This is a genomic window from Staphylococcus sp. ZWU0021, from assembly GCF_000798895.1.
Taxonomy (GTDB): domain Bacteria; phylum Bacillota; class Bacilli; order Staphylococcales; family Staphylococcaceae; genus Staphylococcus; species Staphylococcus saprophyticus.
Genome location: NZ_JTLN01000027.1, coordinates 149,186 through 170,733, shown reverse-complemented (window position 1 = coordinate 170,733; position 21,548 = coordinate 149,186). Strand labels below are relative to the sequence as shown.

The following is a 21,548-nucleotide window of genomic DNA, read 5'->3' as shown; positions in this document are numbered from 1 at the left end:
AATATGCGTCATCATATGTTCAATTCCTACATATGTGATATAACATTTTCGTTTAAAATATATGCAAGTTTCTCATAGTTATTAATATTTATGTATAAATAAAGTTTCGCATTCTTACATAATAACATAAAAGAGGTAAGACATTTTTTCGCTCTTAGTGCATTTAAAGGTTGGATTTATGGCAAAATTGCTTAACATGTCACCTTAATCTACTTTTAAATATATTTACCTAAGCGTATGTCTTAACCTCTTTGTTTAGTATTGAAATTATTAAATTTCAGAAATAACTGGAATAATCATCGGACGACGTTTCGTATTTTCAAATAATAATTTACTAATTTGATCACGCATACTCTGTTTAATTTCAGACCATTCAATGCGTTTCTCTTGTAAACCTAATTCGACAATTTCACGGACTTTTTCTTCAGCTTCATTTAAAAGTGCTTCACTTTCTCTTACATAAACGAAACCTCTTGATTGAATTTCTGGACCTGCCGCTATTCTTCTATTTTTTGGATCAAGCGTAACCACAGCAATAAATATACCGTCTTCCGCTAATAAATGACGATCCCTTAATACGATATTACCGACATCTCCTACACCGATACCATCAATAAGTACATTTCCAGAATTTACTTTTTCATTTAAAATCATTTCTTCACCATCGTAGTTAACAACATCGCCTTTTTCTACAAGGAAGATTTTTTCAGGTTGTACACCTGCTTCATTAGCTAATTTAGCATGAGAAATTTGCATTTTAAATTCACCATTTACTGGTATAAAGTATTCTGGTTTCATTATGTTAATCATCATCTTCAACTCTTCCATGCAACCATGACTAGAAGCATGAATTTTTTTACTATTTGGTATAATTTCAGCACCTGCACGTACTAATTCATTTAAAGTATTACCTACTATCACTTCCATATTGGCAGAAGCTGTAATAGTTAAAAAGACAGAGTCCCCTGGTTCGATATTCATTATCTTATGCTTTTTCTGAGCCATTTGACTAAGCGCTTCAACAGGTTCACCTTGCATACCAGTGGCTATGATAATCACTTCATTCTTAGGATAATTTTCAACTTCATTGATTGGAATTAATAAATCTTTTGAAATATCAAAATATCCCATTTTTCTAGCAATGTTAAATGAGCTTTCAAGTGAACGTCCTAAGAATGACACTTTTCTATTTAATCTTTGCGCAAGATTTAATACTTGTTGAATTCTTATAAAATTAGAAGCATAACAAGATACAATTAATCTGCCCTTCACTTTTGTAAATGCATCGTACATATGTGATTCGATCACATTTTCTGGTGTATTATAACCTGGCTTTTCAGCTTCAGTCGAATCACTAATTAAAGCAAACACCCCCGCTTCGCCTATCTCAGTCATTTTCTTCAAATCTGGTGCATAATGTCCATGTAAACTTTGGTCGAATTTAAATTCACCCGTATAAACAATTGCGCCATAAGAAGTATGGATACAAATACCTAAACTATCTGGAATACTGTGCGTCGTATTAAAGAAAGTGACATTTACCCCTTTAAAACGCATCACTGATTCATTATTCACTGTGTAGTATCTAACTTTTTTATTAACATTGCGTGCTTTCATATTCTCTTTAATTAAAGCAATCGTCAATTTCGAACCGTATACCGGAGCATCAACTTGTTCTAACACATACGTTACAGCACCAATAGCATGTTCGTGTCCATGCGTTAGAAAGATCCCTTTTAATTTTTCTTTATTTTCTATTACGTATTGAATATCTGGAATAACAATATCTACGCCCAGCATTTCGTCTTCTGGGAACATTAAACCAGCATCAAGCATAAACATTTCATCGTCCACTTCGACGATATACATATTTTTCGCAATTTCTCCAACTCCGCCGAGTGGAATGATACGAATGTTTTTATTTTTTTTCTTTATTAAACTCAAAATGTTACCTCCTATTTAATTTCCCCGTCCATATATAAACTCATAATTTATTATAAGTTAAAATGCGCTTTATGTACACTATTAAAGTAATTACAACAAATAGTTTATATCTATTTTAATTCTATAATCACTCAATTTATATTGACTTAATATACAATGCGACTTGAAAATTTTCCACAAACTGAAATTCCGTTTATATACTATTTATAATTACAAACTTCCTTATTAGCATTTTTATATGTATAAAAAAAGAAACTAGCAAATACTGCAATGTGATACTTCCAACAATAGAATCGATGACATGCTATTGTAGGAAGTTACATTCAGTTAACTAGTCTCTCGTTATAGTTACAATACCAATTTTATGATAAAACTCTAATTTATAGTAATGCTTTATGTGATGCATTGACACGACCTTGTTTGTCAATTTCAGTTACTTTGATTTTGAAAATATCGCCGACTTTTAAAACATCTTCGACTTTATCAATACGTTCATTCGCAATTTGCGAAATGTGAACAAGTGCATCTTTACCTGGGAATAATTCAACAAACGCACCATATTTCTCAATACGTTTGACTTTACCTTCATAAACTTGTCCAACTTCTGCTTCACGTGTAATATCTTCAATGATTGAACGTGCACGTGCTATGGCATCTTTATCAACTGCACCAATAAAGATCGTACCATCTTGTTCGATATCAAGTTTCACGCCAGTTTCATCAATGATTTCATTAATTTTTTTACCACCAGGTCCAATGACATCTCTAATTTTCTCTGGTTTAATTGTCATCGTAACTACTTTAGGTGCAAAAGCACTTAATTCGCTACGAGACGTATCGATAGTTTGTAGCATGTGATCTAATATAGCTAAACGACCTTCACGTGCTTGATCTAACGCTTCTTTAATAATTTCTTTTGTTAAACCATCAATTTTAATATCCATTTGAATTGCAGTGATACCTTCAGCTGTACCTGCAACTTTAAAGTCCATATCGCCGAGTGCATCTTCCATACCTTGAATGTCTGTTAAGATTGTATAACTATCATCACGTGTCACTAAGCCCATAGCAATACCTGCAACAGGTGCTTTAATCGGCACACCAGCATCCATTAATGCTAATGTAGACCCACAAATTGATGCCTGTGAAGACGAACCATTGGATTCTAATACTTCACTTACAATTCTTACAGTATATGGGAAGTCTTTCAAATCCGGTATAATATGGCTCAATGCACGTTCACCTAATGCACCATGACCAATTTCACGACGACCTGGAGAACGAACAGGACCCGTTTCACCTACTGAGTAGTTTGGGAAGTTATAATGATGCATGAAACGTTTCTGTTCTTCTTCCCCTAAACCGTCTAGGATTTGATATTCACTCATTGAACCTAAAGTTAGGACAGATAGTGCTTGTGTTTGACCACGTGTAAACAAACCAGAACCATGCGCTCTAGGTAAGACACCTACTTCTGATTCTAATGGACGAATTTCATCTGTTTTACGGCCATCAGGTCTGATTTTTTCTTCAGCAATTAAACGTCTAACTTCCTCTTTGACTAAGTCATTTAATATACTATTCACTTCTTTAATTAACACTTCGTTATCTGCGTCTTCTTCATCAATAAATTCAGCTGCTACTTTTTCTTTGAGCGCATCTAAATTGATATCACGTTGTTGTTTATCAAATGTTAAAACAGCATCTTTTAAACCGTTCTCTTGTGTTAGTTGTTTAACTTTTTCAACTAATACTTCATCTTTTTCTACAGGAACGAATGCTTTTTTCTTTGGTTGGATATGATCAACAATTTCTTGTTGGAAATTAACCAATCGTTGAATTTCGCTATGTCCAAAGAAAATAGCTTCTAGCATTTCACTCTCAGTAATTTCGCTAGCGCCCGCTTCAACCATGTTCACTGCATCTTTATGACCAGCAACTTCTAGGTCTAAACGCGACACTTCTTTTTGTGCTACCGTTGGATTGATTACGTATTCACCATCAATATATCCCACGTTCACACCGGCAATAGGCCCTTGGAATGGAATGTCAGAAACACTCAATGCCATAGATGAACCTATCATAGCTGCCATTTCTGGTGAACAATCTGGATCAGCACTAAGTACAGTATTCATTATTTGAACATCATACTTATAACCTTTAGGGAACAATGGGCGGATTGGTCTATCAATTAATCGTGCAGTTAACGTTGCTTCATCGCTTGGACGACCTTCACGTTTCTTAAATCCACCTGGAATTTTACCAGCTGCATACATTTTTTCTTCATAGTTAACCATTAATGGGAAAAAGTCACCATCACGTGGTTCTTTTGAAGCTACTGCAGTAGATAAAACTACTGTATCACCATAACGAACGAGTACGGCACCATTAGCTTGTTTAGCAAGTTGACCTGTTTCAATCGTTAATGATCTGTTTGCCCATTCGGTTTTAAAAACTTTTTTCTCTTGAGACATTACGAATCTCCTCTCATATATCTATTAGTTCTATCATATCATTTCTTAGAATAATTTTATATTAGTATATTCCTTTTTAAAAAATAGCTGTTCTAAATTATAAAAAAGGGAAAGGACCCTAAAGGTTCTTTCCCTATCAATAAACGTCTTAAAATTAACGACGGATACCTAATGATTTAATTAATTCACGGTAACGTTGAACATCTTTGTCACGTAAATAGTTAAGTAAGTGTCTACGACGACCTACCATTTTTAATAATCCGCGACGTGAATGATGATCTTTTTTGTGTTCACGTAAATGTTCGTTTAACGCAGTGATTTCTGCAGTTAATACAGCGATTTGGACTTCTGGAGAACCAGTGTCTGCTTCGTGTGTACGATATTCTTTAATTAGTTCATTTTTGCGTTCTTGTGAAATTGCCATTGTCAATTTCCTCCTTTTAATTTTTATTCGCCTTTATCCGAGCAAAACGTCGGAGTCTCGAGCTGCCAAGGTAAAGGTGCATAAATGTGGATTACACATTCGACTTAAATATTATATGATACTTCATCACCAAAATCAACCGATAATAGATATTTTGCTTTTTCTTTATCTTTGTTCATCTGTTCAACTAAAGGATCTATTCCATCAAATTTAATTTCTGGTCTTAAATAGTGATGCCAATATACGGTTACACGTTCACCATAAATATTTTCACTAAAGTCGAATAAATTCACTTCAATAACTACTTGTGCTTTGGAAGGATCATGAAACGTCGGTTTAACCCCAACATTGGCTACGCCTCGATATGTTTCTTTGTTTACACCAATTTCCATGCTGACAGCATAAACGCCATTTTTCGGCAATACATAATCACCACTCGGTTGCACATTAGCCGTAGGGAAACCAATTGTTCTCCCTCGTTTTTCACCCTGAACAACTGTACCTTTAATACGATATCGGTAACCTAATTCTTCATTGGCCTTCTGCAAATCGCCTGTTTTAAGCGATTTTCTAATATCTGTTGTAGATATTTTTTCTGACTCAATCTCTTGTTTACTCACAACTGTTGTATTAAACTCAGACATTTCATCAAGAATCATCATGTTCCCTTTACCGAATTTACCAAATGTAAAGTCAAAGCCAGCAATCACTTCTTTTACATTATTTTTGATAATATAATCCTGAATAAATTCTTCAGCCGTAACTTCAGCAAACTTAGATGAAAAATTAATAACGATACAATAATCTATACCATATGACTCTAAAATTTCCACCTTATCCTGAATTGGTGTTAAATAATCTGTTCTCTTTAATTTAGGATTTAATACAACTGAAGGGTGCGGATCAAATGTCATGACTGCTTTTTTTAAATTTTGGGATTTTGCTTTGGCATCTAATGTTTCAAATACTTTTGCATGACCTTTATGCATACCGTCAAAAAATCCGAAAGCCATCGCAACCGCTTCTGTTATATATTGATTATCTTGAATTGGATGAGCTACTTCTATCACTTTCATGTGTATGACTCCTTTAGTTAAACACTTTTTTAGGTTTAATTTCATCAAGTTTTTCTGGGTGTGGTTCATAAATTGCTAACACTTTATGTGTTTCATTATCTACCATTATAACGATGTCGTCTATATTTTGCTTGAACTCAGCTTTGTAAAACTTTTGTCCATTTAATATTTTTCCTTTAATGGCGTTATCAGTAATTAAAATTTGTTCAATACCTTTCAAACCATATTCTATAGGAAATAATTTCTCAAGTAACGTGTCATGCTCATGCAGTGACTTTATATCTTCAAGTGTTAGACTCTCATTGATATCAAATCCACCACTTTGCGTACGTGTTAATTTTGACATATGTGCAGGTAGCCCAAGTGCTTTACCAATATCTGTGGCAAGTGTTCTAATATATGTACCTTTACCACATTCAACTATCATATCAAATTGACAAGTATCGTCTACAAAACGCAAATCTGAAATTCGATTAATTTGATAAATGTTGACCTTTCGCTCTGGTCTTTCAACTACTTGATTGTTTCTTGCATATTCATATAGTTTCTTACCATTTACTTTTACGGAAGAATACATTGGTGGAATTTGTATCAGCTCACCTTTAAATTGTTGTAAAACATCATCTATCGACTTAGCAGAAACATCTTGTTCATTAACAGCTGTTTGTTCTAATATTTCTCCAGTCTGATCTTCAGTCGTCGTTGTTATGCCCAAACTAACTGTAGCTTTATAAGTTTTACCCATTTCCATAATGTAGTCACTCACTTTCGTAGCACTGCCAATACAAATTGGTAGAACACCTGAAACTTCTGGGTCTAGCGTACCCGTGTGACCAACCTTTTTCGTTTTTAAAATTTTCCTCAACTTGAATACAACATCATGACTTGTTAATCCACGATCTTTAAACACCGGTAAAATCCCATTATACATTTTCAATTCACCTTCAGAGTCTCATTTTTATTATATATACTATACTAACATGTATTGATTTACGCGTTTATGTAAAAAAGAGCGAGACTGAAATCTATTCGATTTCAAGTTCTCGCTCCTACACTAAGAATCTACAATCTAAATTCAAATATTGAGCTAAATAGAATGTAATAATATATTAATCAACTGTCCACTTCATATTGAATCAAAGACATGTTAATTAATATTTAGTCTTTTTTATGCAAATCCTGAATCATTCTTTCGATTTTATTACCATAATCAATCGATTCATCATATTCAAAATTCAATTCTGGAATGATACGGAGTCTCATTCTAGAGCCTAATTCAGATTTTATAAAGCCTTTAGCTTTTTCTAAGCCTTTGAAGGTATCTGCTTTTTGTTTTTCATTACCTAAAACAGTTAAATAAACCGTTGCAATAGATAAATCATTGGTTAATTGTACGTCAGTAATTGTTAAAAAACCAATTCTTGGATCCTTAACTTTATTATTAGCGATATCCATGATTTCTTGTTTCATTTGTTCGCCTACACGTTCTGCTCTCATATTCATATTTTTCACCTCACATATATCTTACTTCGTCAATTGTTTCCTTACTAACAAATTATATGACAGTTTATTTCATGACGTCAAACAAATATTATTACTTTGTATTCCCTTTTATCGAATCAGTAGAGTTATGTTTGTCATTACAATATATTGCATGTCATATATAAATACAACATATTATATGACAGTTGAGCATAATTTTAATTCCTAACTGTTAATTTTTGAAACATTATTTCATAAGAACGCTATAATTCTATATTTAAATTGCCTAAGCGATGAATTTTTATGCTTAAGTGTAAATGGCATGTGTTTTTCATCAAAGCCATCAACTTTAGTACGTCAATTCATAATGATTTTACACATTTATAAAAATATAGTGCTATACTATAAAACTAATCGATATTATAATTGATTTGATTTTAAAACTTTAGGAGTTGCATCTTTTTTGGAAAAACCAGAACGTCTGCTCTATATTTACACCCGATTACTAAATGGTAAAACGATAAGCAAAGAAGCCTTATCACAAAAACTACAAGTTAATATACGTACGATTCAAAGAGACATTAGTGATATAAATAATTTATTTATGAAGATCATGAATGGCATGGTCTTGAAGACAAAGTAATATACGATACTACAATTGAAAAACATCGCTTAAAGATTGATAGTTATAAATTTTAAAAAAAATAGATTGCTAAATCTTATTTTTCGAATGAAAGATTTCACCCCGGTTATTCATGAAGATACATATAATCTCATTCGTGGTTTGAATGCTAATTCAAATCTAGCAGAAAAATTATTATCTAATAAATTATTAAGCCAATTCAAAATACATCGTGAACTCAATGAGTCTACTTTAATCTATAAAATTCAACTTGCAATCGAGAATAATCATAAACTCACTATACAACTTGATAATGTCGAGCTCCCTAACATCATTCCAATTTATACGCGCTATTTTGATAACGTGTATTGGATTACGTACTTATATGAGGAAGAAATATATACGCGTGATTTAACAACAATTACAGATATTAAACTAACAAATCAAGTATTTGAACGCGATATCTTTAATCATATTAAACAAGTGAAACTGCTAGTGAAAGATGATATTTGGCCAGAAATAAAGAGACAATTCATTATCTTAGATACTACTCCTTCAGCAGATGGGACTATCGTTAACCTAATTATTTCAAAAGAAGAAAGTATGCATTTAGCGTATCTATATCCTCAGGCTATCATACTTCTACAACCACAATCCTATGTCGATGAATTTAAAAGAAAAATACAAGTTTTATTCAATAATTACGACATTTAAAAAAAGCTTACAGTTAGTGAGACACACATACTATAAGCTTTTTTATTTATTAGTTAGAATTAGAAAATTCATATCTCATAGAATCCATTTTCTTGTGAAAATCAGAATCACCATTTTCGCGTGCAGCCTTTTGTTCTTGATTCCATTTGTAATACTCAATTTTTGATAACGCTTGTTTTTTTCTCAGACGTTCCCTATGCTCTTTATAACTCAATACGTTACATAACGTAAGATGTCTATTTTGTTTAGAAGATAATACAAATAGGTTTTCAATTAAATATTCACAAATATCACTATCCGCAAAATTTTTGAAAAGGGATATATATAATTCTTCCTCACTTACGATATAAATTCGTTTTTTATCATCTTTTAGCATTTTAATTAACAAGTTAAAATTTTGCCTCTGGGAAGGAAGTATATATTTAAATGATAAGAAATCTTTCGGTATACCTGCTGCATGACCTGTTTGATAAGGGAAAAATTTAATAACCATTAAACGATTAGGGTCAATATTAAAGTATTTTAAAGTTGACGCATTACTATATAAATATTTTACAAACCATCTATGGCAATCAATATAAGGTAAAAATAATTTTTGACCATCAAATGTTAATTTACCTTGAATATCTAACAAGATCCTTTTTCTATACTCTATTGCTTCAGCTTCAGGCAAACTGAGTTCGTATATTTTAAAATCATTTTCGGGTTGTTTTTTTAATATAACGATATCTGCAATTTCAGGATTTCCAAAATAAGGTCGCGCAGTCGCAGGATTAAGTTCAGCATTTTCGAATGTCACTTTTTGTCTATTTTTATTAACTGTCACTTTACCATTAGCGAAATCAATCATTTTCTTAAATCTTGGAATTTCCATAAAATTTTCACCGAAATGTTTTTTTATATATTCTAAATCTCTAGGATGTAAAAATGCTGTAGTATCATTATTTTTAATGATTGCTTTTAATGTCGATTCATCATAAATAGAGTTATATTGATCTAAATATTGTTGCCAGAATTCATTTATTTCTTTTAAATATTCACTCATCATTTATAACCTCCTATTTATTCTAAGTTTAATCATGCACATAGACAGCCAGTGTCAGCCAATATAAATAAAGGTAATTTTACAATATTTTTTATATCTAATTTACAATTATAAAAAACATCTATTAATTATATAAAATAGTGCGATAACATTTGTATGTTTCAATTATTTAATTTTAATATCTTTTGATATTAATTGTTTAATAAACTATAAACGACGTATACTTAAAATTCGAATCACTGATAAGCCATCGAATTTTGGAATATATATTATATAACAACATAATACATAAAATCAACATCCCTGATATTTTTCACATCTACTATCAACACTCTCTTTTATACGATGCTTCAGAGTAAGAAAGCTTTACATCATTATCAAATATAATCTATTTAGTTGTTAACAGATATACTCTCATCGATTCATAAACATATCTTAATTAAATCTAAAAGTCCCTAATGATGACTGATGGTGACTCAATTTACGCCCTTATACAGAAACTTCATTGATAATAAAAAAGCACGCCAAAAATGAGATTTTAATCTCACTTTTGGCGTGCTTATGATGATTTCAATAAAGAAAATGATTATCGTTAGTCTGAGGTGATTATATGCCTGAATCTTTATTTTAATTTAAATTTTATCTTTTAATTTCTACCATTTCGAACGCTTCAATGATGTCGCCTTCTTTAAGGTCATTATACTTTTCAATTGTGATACCACATTCGTAACCTTGAGCTACTTCTTTTGCGTCATCTTTAAAACGCTTCAATGTGTCTAGTTCCCCTTCGAATTGTACAATGCCGTCTCTAATGACACGTACACCTGCATTACGTGTGATTTTACCATCAATAACATAACTACCTGCAATTGTACCGACTTTAGAAACTTTGAAAGTTTGACGAACTTCTGCTTGCCCAATAACTTGTTCTTCAAATTCTGGATCTAGCATACCTTTCATTGCTGATTCTATTTCTTCTATAACGTTGTAAATGACACGGTGTAAACGCATATCTACGCCTTCATTATCTGCCGCACGTTTTGCACCAGTATCTGGTCGAACATTGAAACCGATAATAATACCGTTAGAGGCATTAGCTAAAGTAACGTCTGATTCATTTATAGCACCTACAGCTGTGTGTATAATACGCACATTAACGCCTTCAACATCTATTTTCATCAATGACGCAGCAAGTGCTTCAACTGAACCTTGAACGTCACCTTTGATGATGACATTAAGATCTTTCATTTCACCTTGTTTCATTTGTTCAAATAAATTATCTAATGAAACACTCTTACTTTCTTGACGTTGTTGCATCACATTAGCTTCATGGCGTGCTTCACCAATACGTCTTGCTTGTTTTTCATCTTTAAATACAACAAATCTGTCACCAGCTTGTGGCACATCATTAATACCAGTAATTTCAACTGGTGTAGAAGGACCAGCCGTTTTAATACGTTGGCCTAAATCATTAACCATTGCACGAATTCTACCATACGTGTTACCAACTACGAGTGAATCACCCACATTGAGTGTACCATTTTGAACTAATAATGAAGCAGACGGACCGCGTGACTTATCTAATTCAGCTTCAATCACTGTACCTACAGCATTTTTCTCTGGATTAGCTTTTAATTCTTGTACTTCTGAAGTCAATACAATCATTTCTAATAAATCTTCAATACCGTCGCCACTTAATGCTGAAAGTGGAACGAAGATTGTATCGCCACCCCAGTCTTCTGGAATTAAACCGTATTCAGTTAATTCTTGCATCACACGGTCTGGATTTGAAGTAGGTTTATCAATTTTGTTTACAGCTACAATTGTTGGCACTTCAGCCTCTTTGGCATGATTTATTGCTTCAATTGTTTGAGGCATTACCCCATCATCAGCTGCCACTACTAAAATAGTAATATCGGTAACTTGAGCACCACGTGCACGCATTGTTGTAAAAGCAGCGTGACCAGGTGTATCAAGGAAAGTGATTTTTTTGCCATCATTTTCAATTTGGTAAGCACCGATATGTTGTGTGATACCACCAGCTTCTCCAGCTGTAACTTTTGTATGACGAATAGAATCTAATAACGTCGTTTTACCATGGTCAACATGCCCCATGATTGTAACTACTGCTGGACGTTCTATTGCATTTTCATCTTCTGTTTCATCATCAAAATAAATCGCCAAGTCTTCTTCATCAACTACGATTTCTTTTTCAATTTCAACACCATAATCGTCTACAATAAGTTCTAATGTTTCGTCATCTAATGATTGATTGATATTAGCCATGATACCTAATAAGAATAATTTTTTGATAATACCTGAAGAATCAACATTTAATTTTTCAGCAAGTTCACCAACTGTTATGCCATCTTGGTAGGTAATTTTTGATGGCATTTCTTTTGGTTCTTCTTGTTTAGGTTGTTTGTTATTTTTATTATTTTTGTTGTTCTTGTTATTTTTATTATTTTTCTTATTATTCGGCTTATTATTTTGGTTACCTTTATTCGATTGGTTACCTTTATTGTGAGTTGTTTGTTGTTTATTTTGAGTATTCTTTTGTTGTGATTTCTCACTTTGTTCTGCTTTTTCTGGTTTGTAAATTTTATCTAAAGCTTTAATTTGGTCGTCTTCTAACGTTTGCATATGACTCGTTACCTCAACGTCCATTTTTTTCAATTCATGAATAATTTCTTTACTTTTAATTTTTAAATCTTTTGCGTATTCGTAAATTCTTTTTTTACTCATATAGTCACTCCTTACGATATTCATCAATCATTGACAATAACTTTTTAGCAAAGCCTTGATCAGTGATTCCAATGTTTACACGTTCTGCTTTACCCAAAGCTTGTCCTAATTCAGCTCTCGTTCCAAATATACGTAATGATATATGGTAACTTTCACATTTGTTCTGTATCACTTTAATTGTGTTATCAGAAGCATCCGTTGCAATGATTACGAGCTTTAGTTTGTTCTTTTTCAAATCATTTAAAATAACTGATTCACCTGTTTTTACTTTTCCAGCACGCATTGCTAAACCTAAAAAATTTACGATTTGTTCTTTGGTCATTTAGGTATCTCTTCACGGTATATAAGACGTATAATTTCTTTATACACAGGCTCTAATGTATCAGCATCAGCTTTAAAATACTTTTCTAAAACACCTTTTTGTTGAGCTTCTTCTACTAGCTTAACATCCTTTGATACGTAGGCACCACGACCTTGTTGTTTACCTGTCGCATCAGCAAAAATTTGCTCATCTTTATTGATTACAACTCGAATCATGTCATTTTTAGGATGCATTTCATTTGATAGTATACATTTACGCATTGGAATTTTTTTCTTTTTCATAAAGTATCCACTCCAATTTATTTTTCTGCGTCTTCGTCTTCTATTTCAACTGTCTCTGTTGGTTGCGATTCAGTAGTATCTTCTTCTACTTCAATATTTTCAGACGACACAACATCATCTAATTGCATTTCATCTTCTTCATTTAATGCTTCTTCTGCAGGATAAACGCCTGCTGCTCTCGCATCAGTTTCTGATTTAATATCGATCTTCCAACCAGTTAATTTTGCTGCTAATCTCGCGTTTTGACCACGTTTACCAATTGCTAGTGATAATTGATAGTCAGGGACAACAACGACTGTTGATTGATTTGGCTCATCCACGATAACCTGTAGCACTTGTGAAGGGCTTAATGCATTCTTAACAAATACCTTAGGATCTTCATTCCATTGAACAATATCAATTTTTTCGCCACCAAGTTCTTCTACAACCGCTTCTACACGTGCACCTTTAGCACCAACACATGCGCCAACTGCATCAATATCAGGGTTATCAGAATGCACACTGATTTTAGAGCGATCTCCTGCTTCACGTGCAACAGATTTAACAATAACTGTACCATCAAATATTTCAGGCACTTCTTGTTCAAATAAACGTTTTAATAAGCCTGGATGACTTCTAGAAACATAAATTTGTGGACCTTTTGTAGTTTGTTCAACCTTATTTACGTACACTCTAATTCTTTCATTCGGAATATAACTTTCATTTGGGCTTCTTTCAGCTTCAGATAGTACAGCTTCAGTACGGCCTAAATTCACATATACATAACGATGGTCTACTCTATCAATTAAACCCGTTACAATATCATCTTCTTTATCGATGAATTCATCGTAAAGGATTTCGCGTTCTGCATCACGTAAACGTTGCATAACAGCTTGTTTCGCTGCTTGCGCACCTACACGACCAAAGTCACTTGGCGTTACATCTTCTTCGTAAATATCACCAATTTCATAGGCTGGATTTTTTACTAATGCAGTATCTAAACTAATTTCTTCTCTATCATCCATTGATTCTTCAACCACTTCTTTACGAGCGATTACTTTGAAACTACCTTGATCCATATTTAATTCTACGCGTACAGTTCTCGCGCTATCGTAGTTCTTTTTATAAGCAGTGATTAAAGCTGCTTCAATGGCATCGATTAATACTTCTCTAGGAATCTTTTTTTCTTTTTCTAAGTACTCAGTAGCTAATAATAATTCATTACTTGACACGACTTATCATCCTCCTCATCACGTTATATCATTACAGCATGGCGTGCTTTTGCGATTTTATTTCTTGGAATTTCAATTTGCTTTGTTTTAGCCTTTTCTTTAACTTCCATAACAATGTTTGTTTCATCAACAGATTGTAAAATACCTAACCATTCTTTAGAACCTTCAATCGGTGCATATAAAGAAACAAATACTGGTTTTGTTATTGCATTTTGGAAATCTTTTTCTTTTTTAATTGGTCTTTCAGCACCAGGTGACGCGACATCTAAATAATACATTTCTTGTATAGGATCTTCCGCGTCCATGACTTCGCTGATTTTTTCAGAAGCTAGCGCACAATCGTTTAAATCAACGCCGCCTTCTTTATCTATAGATACTCTTAAAAAATGGTCTTTTCCTTCTTTGGTAAACTCAACTTCTACTAATTCAAAATTTAAGTCATTAAGGACAGGTTGAATGATAGTCTCAACTTGCTCAGTTATTTTACTCATGCTGACCTCCTTTTTTGGCAAATAGAAAAGAGCGGGTATTATGCCCACTCTTTCTGCCTGAGTCTAATTTTTTAAGCACTATTATTATACCATATGTTCATTTTCTATACAAATAACTATATTTGTTAAACGGCACAATGACAACTTACTTAAGTTATTCTCAAATTTACTTATATTTAATTAATGTCAAATTCAAGTAAAATATATCAACCTCTTATACTTTTACTAAATCTATAAAATAATACACTTAATTGAAATCTAAATAGTCTCTAGTAAATTATATTTAAGGATTACATATCAAAAATGGAAAGCTGTGCTTTATCTGGCAAATTAGGTAATGAACCTAATTCATCTAGATACTCAATAACTTTTTGAGATAAACCAGCTTTTTTATTTAAATCTTCTTTAGATAAGAAAGGCCCTTCATCGCGCGCTTCTACAATTCTTTGTGCAACATTTTCACCTAAACCTGGTACAGCAATAAATGGAGGAATTAAAGTATCCCCTTCGATTATGAATTCAAATGCTTTGCTCTTCTCTAAACTGATTGGTTGCATTCGGTAGCCACGTTGTGCCATCTCGTTCATAATCTCAAGCACCGTTAACGTATCTTTTTCTTTTTTTGCTAAATCCATATAACGTGAATACATATCATTTACCGTGTTACGTATACTTTCTTTATCTTTAATCATTGAGATTAAATCAAAGTCTGAAGCACGTACAGTAAAGTAACTAGCATAGTAATATAATGGATAGTGCACTTTGAAATAAGCAATACGTACAGCCATTAGTACATAAGCTGCTGCGTGGGCTTTAGGGAACATGTATTTAATCTTTCTACATGAGTCTAAGTACCAATCTGGCACTTCATTATCAACCATCGCTTCTACCATATCATCAGTTAAACCTTTACCCTTACGAACAAATTCCATTGTTTTAAAGGCTAATGAAGGTTCCAAACCGTTATACATCAAGTAGACCATGATATCATCACGACAACAAATTACACTTGCTAAATCGCATTTACCAGAGCGTATTAAATCCTGTGCATTACCTAACCATACATCCGTACCATGAGATAGCCCTGAAATTCTAACTAATTCAGAAAATGTTGTTGGTTTCGTATCTTCTAACATTTGTCTAACAAATCCAGTTCCGAATTCTGGTACACCAAATGTACCTGTTTTACATAAAATTTCATCGGAAGTGACACCTAAAGGCTCTGGCGAACTAAAAATGCCCATCGTCTCCTTATCATCTACTGGAATCGTTTTTGGATCAATACCTGACAAATCTTGCAACATACGTATCATAGTAGGATCATCGTGACCCAGTATATCCAATTTCAACACATTATCATGAATGGAATGGAAATCAAAGTGCGTTGTCATCCAAGAAGAACCTTGATCATCTGCTGGGAATTGAACAGGTGTAAAATCGTAAATATCCATATAATCGGGAACAACAATAATACCACCTGGATGTTGTCCAGTCGTACGTTTAACACCAGTACAACCTTTTACAAGTCTGTCTATTTCTGCTCCTCGTTTATGAATACCTTGATCGTTTAAATATCCCTTCACAAAACCAAAAGCAGTTTTTTCTGCAACCGTACCGATCGTTCCCGCACGAAATACTTTATCTTCACCAAATAGCTCTTTAGTATAGTTATGCGCTTCAGGTTGATATTCACCACTAAAGTTCAAGTCAATATCAGGTACTTTATCCCCTTTAAATCCTAAGAAAGTTTCGAATGGAATATCCTGGCCTTCTTTAATCAAATCACAACCGCACGATTCACATTTCTTGTCTGGTAAATCGAATCCTGAACCAACAGAACCATCATCAAAGAACTCACTTTGCTTACACTCTGGACAAATATAATGTGGTGGTAGGGGATTCACTTCTGTAATTTCAGTCATTGTTGCCACAAAGCTCGAACCAACAGAACCACGTGAACCTACTAAGTAACCATCATTCAGTGATTTTTTAACTAATCTTTGAGAAATTAAATATATTACTGAGAAACCATTACCTATAATACTTTCCAATTCTTTCTCTAAACGATCAATGACAATCTGTGGTAAATCATCGCCGTAAAGTGCTTTTGCATTATCGTAACTCATTTCACGTATTTCTTCATTCGCACCTTCCATTCTCGGTGTGAATAGTTCATCTTTAATTGGTACGACACGTTCTATTTTATCTGCTAAATCATTCGTATTCTGAACTACAAGTTCATATGCTTTTTCCTCACCTAAAAAGTGTAATTCATCTAACATTTCATCCGTTGTTCTAAAATGCGCTTTTGGTAAAGTAGAGCGATTTAATGGATTACCCGGTTGAGCGGCAATTAATATTTTACGAGCAATCGCATCATGTTCATTTAAATAATGTGCATTACCTGTTGCAATCACTGGAATATTATTTACATCCCCCGCTCGAATTAAACGATTATAAATTTCATGTAAAGTTTCATTATCTCTTACTAGCTCTCTATCAATTAGATCTTGATAAAGTGCTGGCGGTTGAACCTCAATAAAATCGTAATATTTGGCAATTCGCTCTACTTGAGACTGGTCTTTTTGCATAACTGCTGTAAATACTTCGCCCTCATCACACGCAGAGCCTACAAGTATTCCTTCTCTATACTCATCCAACAAGGAACGTGGAATTCTTGGTGTACGGTAATAATATTGAACAAGAGATGCACTCACAATTTTAAATAGATTTTTCAAACCATCTTGGTTCTGCACAATGAGTGTTACATGATTTGGTCGTGCACGCTTATACGCATCTTCATTTGACAATGACGTATTGATATCTTGATGGTTGTGAACACCAAGCGCTTCTAGCTGCTTAAGCATTTTTATGAACATATAAGCCGTTGCTTCTGTATCATATATCGCTCTATGGTGTTGCGTTAATTCAACCCCGTATTTTTTAGCTAAGAAATTTAAGCCATGCTTACCATATTCTGTATTAATTGTTCTAGATAATTCTAATGTATCAATGACGCCGTTCGTGGAAGCACCAATGCCAACGTGTTCATAACCTGTATCGATGAAGCCCATATCAAATGATGCATTATGCGCTACAAAAATGGCGTCGCCTACCCATGATTTAAACTCAGTAAGCACTTCTTCTATTTCAGGGGCATCTACTAACATGTCATCTGAAATATGCGTTAAGTTTTTAATTGTTTCTGACAATCGTTCATGAGGATTACTGAATCGTTCAAATTTATCAATAATTTCGCCGTCTTTTACTTTAACAGCTGCAAGTTCAATAATTTTATCGTATTGATTTGAAAGTCCCGTTGTCTCAACGTCAAATACTACATAAGTAGCTGTTTTTAGGTCACAATCTTTTGGTTTATATGCGATTGGTACACCATCATCTACCAGCATACCTTCCATGCCATAAATCATTTTAATTCCATTTTTTTCGGCAGCACTATGTGCATCTGGGAATGCTTGCACAACATTATGGTCTGTTACCGCAATGGCTTTATGTCCCCATTTCGCAGCTTGATCTACATAATCTGATATGTTTGGAATACCATCCATTTGACTCATTGACGTATGTAAATGGAATTCAACACGTTTGTCTTCAGCTTTATCTTGTTTTGTAGCTTTTTTTATTTCTTCGATATCTGACATCATCATAACTAGGTCACGTACAAATGTATCTTCCTCAATACGCCCTTGTGCACGAACCCATTTACCTACACTTAAAGCTTTAAAATGCGCTAAATCATCTTTATTTTTACGTGTGAACATTTTCAAGACAAGAGAATCTGTATAATCTGTTACTTTTAATTCTACAATATGACGCCCACTCTTCAATTCTTTTAAATTGATATCGAAAATAACACCTTCTACAGCAGCTTTAAATTCTTCTTCGATAATTGAGTCAATTTGACGTACATTTTCAACTTGGATTGGTTTACCAATTTGACATTTTGAAACATCACTTTCGTTATTGTCCTGTTGTTTTGCTTTTTCAGCCTTCATTTTCTCTAATTTTTCTGTTGCTTCACGCGCACTTTTCTCATCTTCTTCTTGAATATGTGCTTCTAATGACGCTAAATCCCCATCGTTAACTGCACTATCTGTTTCGAAAACGACTTTACTTATATTAAACCCACACTGTTGGTATGCTGCAATCAAACTACCATTACACGCTTTATCAAAGTGATCTCGTTCAACATCGTTTTGGCACATGACTTTTAATACATCACCTGACATAATTAAGCGTTTTTGTTTTAATTGTCCTTTTACTTTGGGTGATAATTTTGTTTGATCAATACAGTGGCTAAAATATTTTATTGCAAATTCATCTTGATTTGTTTTATCTTTTACCGTGAAATTACATTTTACATCTGCAATCGTTTTAAATTCTTCAATGATTGCACCTGTAAAAAGCAAATAATTTTCAATTGTTAAAAAATGCGGGAATGTAATTTGAAATACCCAAGTTCGATCTGATGTTTTGACATCAACACGTGTTAATTCACTATTTTCCAATATTTCTGAATCTAAATGCTCAGTAATTTTGATTTGGTCAGCTAGTATTTTAAATTTTTCCTCATTTGTCATTGCCATGACGATAACCACCTTACTATTAATTACACTACTTTTCTTATATATAGATACTTATATTTTATGACGGTGTATGTATGAATTTACATGTTCTATACTATAACGGAATATCTAAAAATTTCTATTAGTTCAACTTGTCGCACTATGATATTACTTTACATGAATAACAAAAGAGTCTGAGACACAAATAGATGTCTCAGACTTTTTTGTCAATTGGCAGTAGATGTAAAGTCTCACTCTTATACATGAGCTTCAATTCAAGTAATCATCTACCCTAGTCATAATTGTCAAGCTGGGACAATGAAACCTTTTGAAAAATCCGGTTTCTACCTATCTCCCATATTTATACTTTTTAACGCACAGTTTACTTTGTATATTATAACAAATTATCCTAGTTCCTGCTCTAAAATTAGATATTAGAATACAATGTGTTTACATAATTAATTAAATTATCCACATGGACGTCTTCACTTTCACCTTTATCACGACGTTTCACTTCTACTATACCCTCTGCTGCATTTTTACCAACAACCACACGCACTGGCAATCCAATTAAATCAGCATCATTAAATTTAACACCTGCACGTTCTTTACGATCGTCATATAAAACATCGTAGTTTTCTTTTAACTGGGTATATAATTGATCTGCTAATTCACGTTGATCATCTTTTTTAGGATTAATCGTAATTAAGTGTAAATCAAATGGTGTTACAGATTTTGGCCAAATGATGCCATTTTCATCATTGTTTTGTTCAACAATCGCACTTAATGTTCTTGATACGCCAATTCCATAACAACCCATTAATAGTGGCTGTGCTTTACCTTGATTATCTAAAAATGTTGCATTCATTGATTCAGAGTATTTCGTTCCTAATTTAAATACCTGTCCAACTTCAATGCCCTCTGCAAAGCGAGCTGGTCCGGAGCCATCTGATAATGGTTCACCTTCTAATATAAATCTAAAGTCTCCGAAAGCATCAACTTCGAAATCACGACCAATATTAGCATTTAATAAATGATAGCCATCTTCGTTTGCACCAACGACAATATTATTTAAATCTTGAATGAAATTATCGGCATAGACTTTAATCTCTTTATCAAAAACTGGACCTAGCGAGCCAGGTTTCGCACCTAAAAGATTAACAATTTCGTCTTCAGAAGCTAATTCAATATTATCCGTACCAAAGTATGCTTTTAACTTAATATCATTCAATTCATGGTGACCACGAACTAAGACCATAATAAATTCTCCATCTATTTTAAATACCATAGATTTAGTAATTTCGTCTAAGGGTTTGTCTAAGAATGTAGCCAGTTCTTGCGCAGTATGAATATTTGGTGTTTCTATTTTTGTTAATGGTTGTAAATCTTCATGTTTTTCATTGGCTTGATAGACTACTTCCGCTTTTTCAATATTTGCAGCATAGTCACTCTGTTCACTATACACAATCGTATCTTCGCCGATTTCACTTAGTGCCATAAATTCATGTGTGTGACTGCCACCAATTGCTCCTGAATCTGCAACAACTGGTCGCGCATTAATACCAACACGTTTAAATATGCGACCGTATGCGTTATACATGTCTTGATAAGATGCATCTAGAGAGTCCTCATCCGCATGGAACGAATAAGCATCTTTCATGATAAATTCTCTACCACGTAACAAACCGAAGCGTGGACGCTTTTCATCTCTGTATTTAGATTGTATTTGGAATAACGTAAGTGGTAATTGTTTGTATGACTTCAATTCATCTCTAACGATGGACGTTACAACTTCCTCATGTGTTGGTCCTAATGCAAATTCACGTCCGTTACGATCTTGTAGACGCATCAGTTCTGGACCGTAAGCACTCCAGCGACCTGACTCTTCCCATAATTCTGCTTGTTGTAATGCAGGCATTAAGATTTCAACCGCATCTATGCGTTCCATTTCTTCACGCACAATTGCTTCAATATTATTCAGTACGCGTGCAGCTAAAGGTAAATAACTATAGATCCCACTTGTACTTTGTTTAATTAAACCAGCTTTCAGTAATAAACGATGGCTCAGTGCTTCTGCTCCTGCTGGTACCTCTTTCATTGTTGGAATAAATACCTTTGATTGTTTCATTTA

At 33.4% G+C, this 21,548-nt stretch carries 16 protein-coding genes; 2 read left to right on the top strand and 14 right to left on the bottom strand.

The window, feature by feature from the left end; translation table 11 throughout:
* Positions 1 to 270 precede the first annotated feature (270 nt).
* From rnjB to rbfA, 6 genes are all read right to left on the bottom strand, one after another.
* Positions 271 to 1,944, bottom strand: a complete 1,674-nt coding sequence (gene rnjB / locus L987_RS06245) for a ribonuclease J2 (RefSeq protein WP_011303250.1) — start codon at positions 1,942 to 1,944, stop codon at positions 271 to 273.
* A gap of 380 nt (positions 1,945 to 2,324) precedes the next feature.
* Positions 2,325 to 4,418 carry a polyribonucleotide nucleotidyltransferase gene (pnp, locus tag L987_RS06240; RefSeq protein ID WP_047503628.1) on the bottom strand — a complete coding sequence of 698 codons (2,094 nt, stop codon included), beginning with the start codon at positions 4,416 to 4,418 and terminating at the stop codon, positions 2,325 to 2,327.
* A 154-nt stretch (positions 4,419 to 4,572) separates the two neighbouring features.
* Positions 4,573 to 4,842, bottom strand: coding sequence for a 30S ribosomal protein S15 (gene rpsO / locus L987_RS06235; protein WP_002483448.1), 270 nt, complete (start codon positions 4,840 to 4,842; stop codon positions 4,573 to 4,575).
* Positions 4,843 to 4,946: 104 nt separating this feature from the next.
* A complete protein-coding gene (locus L987_RS06230; RefSeq protein WP_011303252.1) occupies positions 4,947 to 5,918 on the bottom strand; it encodes a bifunctional riboflavin kinase/FAD synthetase in 972 nt (323 codons plus the stop codon).
* Positions 5,919 to 5,931: 13 nt separating this feature from the next.
* Complete coding sequence (gene truB, locus L987_RS06225; RefSeq protein WP_011303253.1) at positions 5,932 to 6,849, bottom strand: tRNA pseudouridine(55) synthase TruB; 918 nt, start codon at positions 6,847 to 6,849, stop codon at positions 5,932 to 5,934.
* A 227-nt stretch (positions 6,850 to 7,076) separates the two neighbouring features.
* Positions 7,077 to 7,421 carry a 30S ribosome-binding factor RbfA gene (gene rbfA, locus L987_RS06220; RefSeq protein WP_002483451.1) on the bottom strand — a complete coding sequence of 115 codons (345 nt, stop codon included), beginning with the start codon at positions 7,419 to 7,421 and terminating at the stop codon, positions 7,077 to 7,079.
* Positions 7,422 to 7,863: 442 nt separating this feature from the next.
* On the opposite strand from rbfA, the gene L987_RS14150 reads away from it, so the two are divergent.
* Entirely contained in the window at positions 7,864 to 8,043 is a 180-nt protein-coding gene (locus L987_RS14150) for an HTH domain-containing protein (RefSeq protein ID WP_231558581.1), read from the top strand.
* A gap of 87 nt (positions 8,044 to 8,130) precedes the next feature.
* Positions 8,131 to 8,736, top strand: a complete 606-nt coding sequence (locus L987_RS06215) for a hypothetical protein (protein ID WP_199189036.1) — start codon at positions 8,131 to 8,133, stop codon at positions 8,734 to 8,736.
* A gap of 49 nt (positions 8,737 to 8,785) precedes the next feature.
* Here the strand turns inward: L987_RS06215 and L987_RS06210 are convergent, their stop codons facing one another.
* The 8 genes from L987_RS06210 to L987_RS06175 all read right to left on the bottom strand — a co-directional run bounded on the left by L987_RS06210 (position 8,786) and on the right by L987_RS06175 (position 21,545).
* Positions 8,786 to 9,784, bottom strand: coding sequence for a hypothetical protein (locus L987_RS06210; RefSeq protein WP_047503624.1), 999 nt, complete (start codon positions 9,782 to 9,784; stop codon positions 8,786 to 8,788).
* Between the two features lie 636 nt (positions 9,785 to 10,420).
* Positions 10,421 to 12,526: a translation initiation factor IF-2 gene (infB, locus tag L987_RS06205; protein ID WP_011303257.1), complete on the bottom strand. Its 2,106-nt coding sequence runs from the start codon at positions 12,524 to 12,526 to the stop codon at positions 10,421 to 10,423.
* A gap of 4 nt (positions 12,527 to 12,530) precedes the next feature.
* Positions 12,531 to 12,848 carry a L7Ae/L30e/S12e/Gadd45 family ribosomal protein gene (locus tag L987_RS06200; protein WP_002483455.1) on the bottom strand — a complete coding sequence of 106 codons (318 nt, stop codon included), beginning with the start codon at positions 12,846 to 12,848 and terminating at the stop codon, positions 12,531 to 12,533.
* Complete coding sequence (gene rnpM / locus L987_RS06195; RefSeq protein ID WP_002483456.1) at positions 12,845 to 13,129, bottom strand: RNase P modulator RnpM; 285 nt, start codon at positions 13,127 to 13,129, stop codon at positions 12,845 to 12,847. Before rnpM ends, L987_RS06200 begins: the two co-directional genes overlap by 4 nt.
* 17 nt (positions 13,130 to 13,146) lie before the next feature.
* Positions 13,147 to 14,340, bottom strand: coding sequence for a transcription termination factor NusA (gene nusA, locus L987_RS06190; RefSeq protein ID WP_002483457.1), 1,194 nt, complete (start codon positions 14,338 to 14,340; stop codon positions 13,147 to 13,149).
* Positions 14,341 to 14,363: 23 nt separating this feature from the next.
* A complete protein-coding gene (rimP, locus tag L987_RS06185) occupies positions 14,364 to 14,831 on the bottom strand; it encodes a ribosome maturation factor RimP (protein WP_002483458.1) in 468 nt (155 codons plus the stop codon).
* Positions 14,832 to 15,121: 290 nt separating this feature from the next.
* Positions 15,122 to 19,438 (bottom strand): PolC-type DNA polymerase III, encoded by a 4,317-nt coding sequence (locus L987_RS06180; RefSeq protein ID WP_011303258.1) that lies wholly within the window; start codon positions 19,436 to 19,438, stop codon positions 15,122 to 15,124.
* 406 nt (positions 19,439 to 19,844) lie between these two features.
* Positions 19,845 to 21,545 (bottom strand): proline--tRNA ligase, encoded by a 1,701-nt coding sequence (locus L987_RS06175; protein WP_047503621.1) that lies wholly within the window; start codon positions 21,543 to 21,545, stop codon positions 19,845 to 19,847.
* Between the last annotated feature and the right edge of the window lie 3 nt (positions 21,546 to 21,548).

Bases quoted from the DNA above. Each gene is read 5' to 3' on its own strand.
- L987_RS06230 (WP_011303252.1), bottom strand. From the start codon at position 5,918: ATGAAAGTGATAGAAGTAGCTCATCCAATTCAAGATAATCAATATATA.
- rimP (WP_002483458.1), bottom strand. From the start codon at position 14,831: ATGAGTAAAATAACTGAGCAAGTTGAGACTATCATTCAACCTGTCCTT.
- L987_RS06175 (WP_047503621.1), bottom strand. From the start codon at position 21,545: ATGAAACAATCAAAGGTATTTATTCCAACAATGAAAGAGGTACCAGCA.
- pnp (WP_047503628.1), bottom strand. From the start codon at position 4,418: ATGTCTCAAGAGAAAAAAGTTTTTAAAACCGAATGGGCAAACAGATCA.
- rbfA (WP_002483451.1), bottom strand. From the start codon at position 7,421: ATGAATATGAGAGCAGAACGTGTAGGCGAACAAATGAAACAAGAAATC.
- L987_RS06210 (WP_047503624.1), bottom strand. From the start codon at position 9,784: ATGATGAGTGAATATTTAAAAGAAATAAATGAATTCTGGCAACAATAT.
- L987_RS06180 (WP_011303258.1), bottom strand. From the start codon at position 19,438: ATGGCAATGACAAATGAGGAAAAATTTAAAATACTAGCTGACCAAATC.
- infB (WP_011303257.1), bottom strand. From the start codon at position 12,526: ATGAGTAAAAAAAGAATTTACGAATACGCAAAAGATTTAAAAATTAAA.
- rnpM (WP_002483456.1), bottom strand. From the start codon at position 13,129: ATGAAAAAGAAAAAAATTCCAATGCGTAAATGTATACTATCAAATGAA.
- rpsO (WP_002483448.1), bottom strand. From the start codon at position 4,842: ATGGCAATTTCACAAGAACGCAAAAATGAACTAATTAAAGAATATCGT.
- L987_RS06200 (WP_002483455.1), bottom strand. From the start codon at position 12,848: ATGACCAAAGAACAAATCGTAAATTTTTTAGGTTTAGCAATGCGTGCT.
- L987_RS06215 (WP_199189036.1), top strand. From the start codon at position 8,131: ATGAAAGATTTCACCCCGGTTATTCATGAAGATACATATAATCTCATT.
- truB (WP_011303253.1), bottom strand. From the start codon at position 6,849: ATGTATAATGGGATTTTACCGGTGTTTAAAGATCGTGGATTAACAAGT.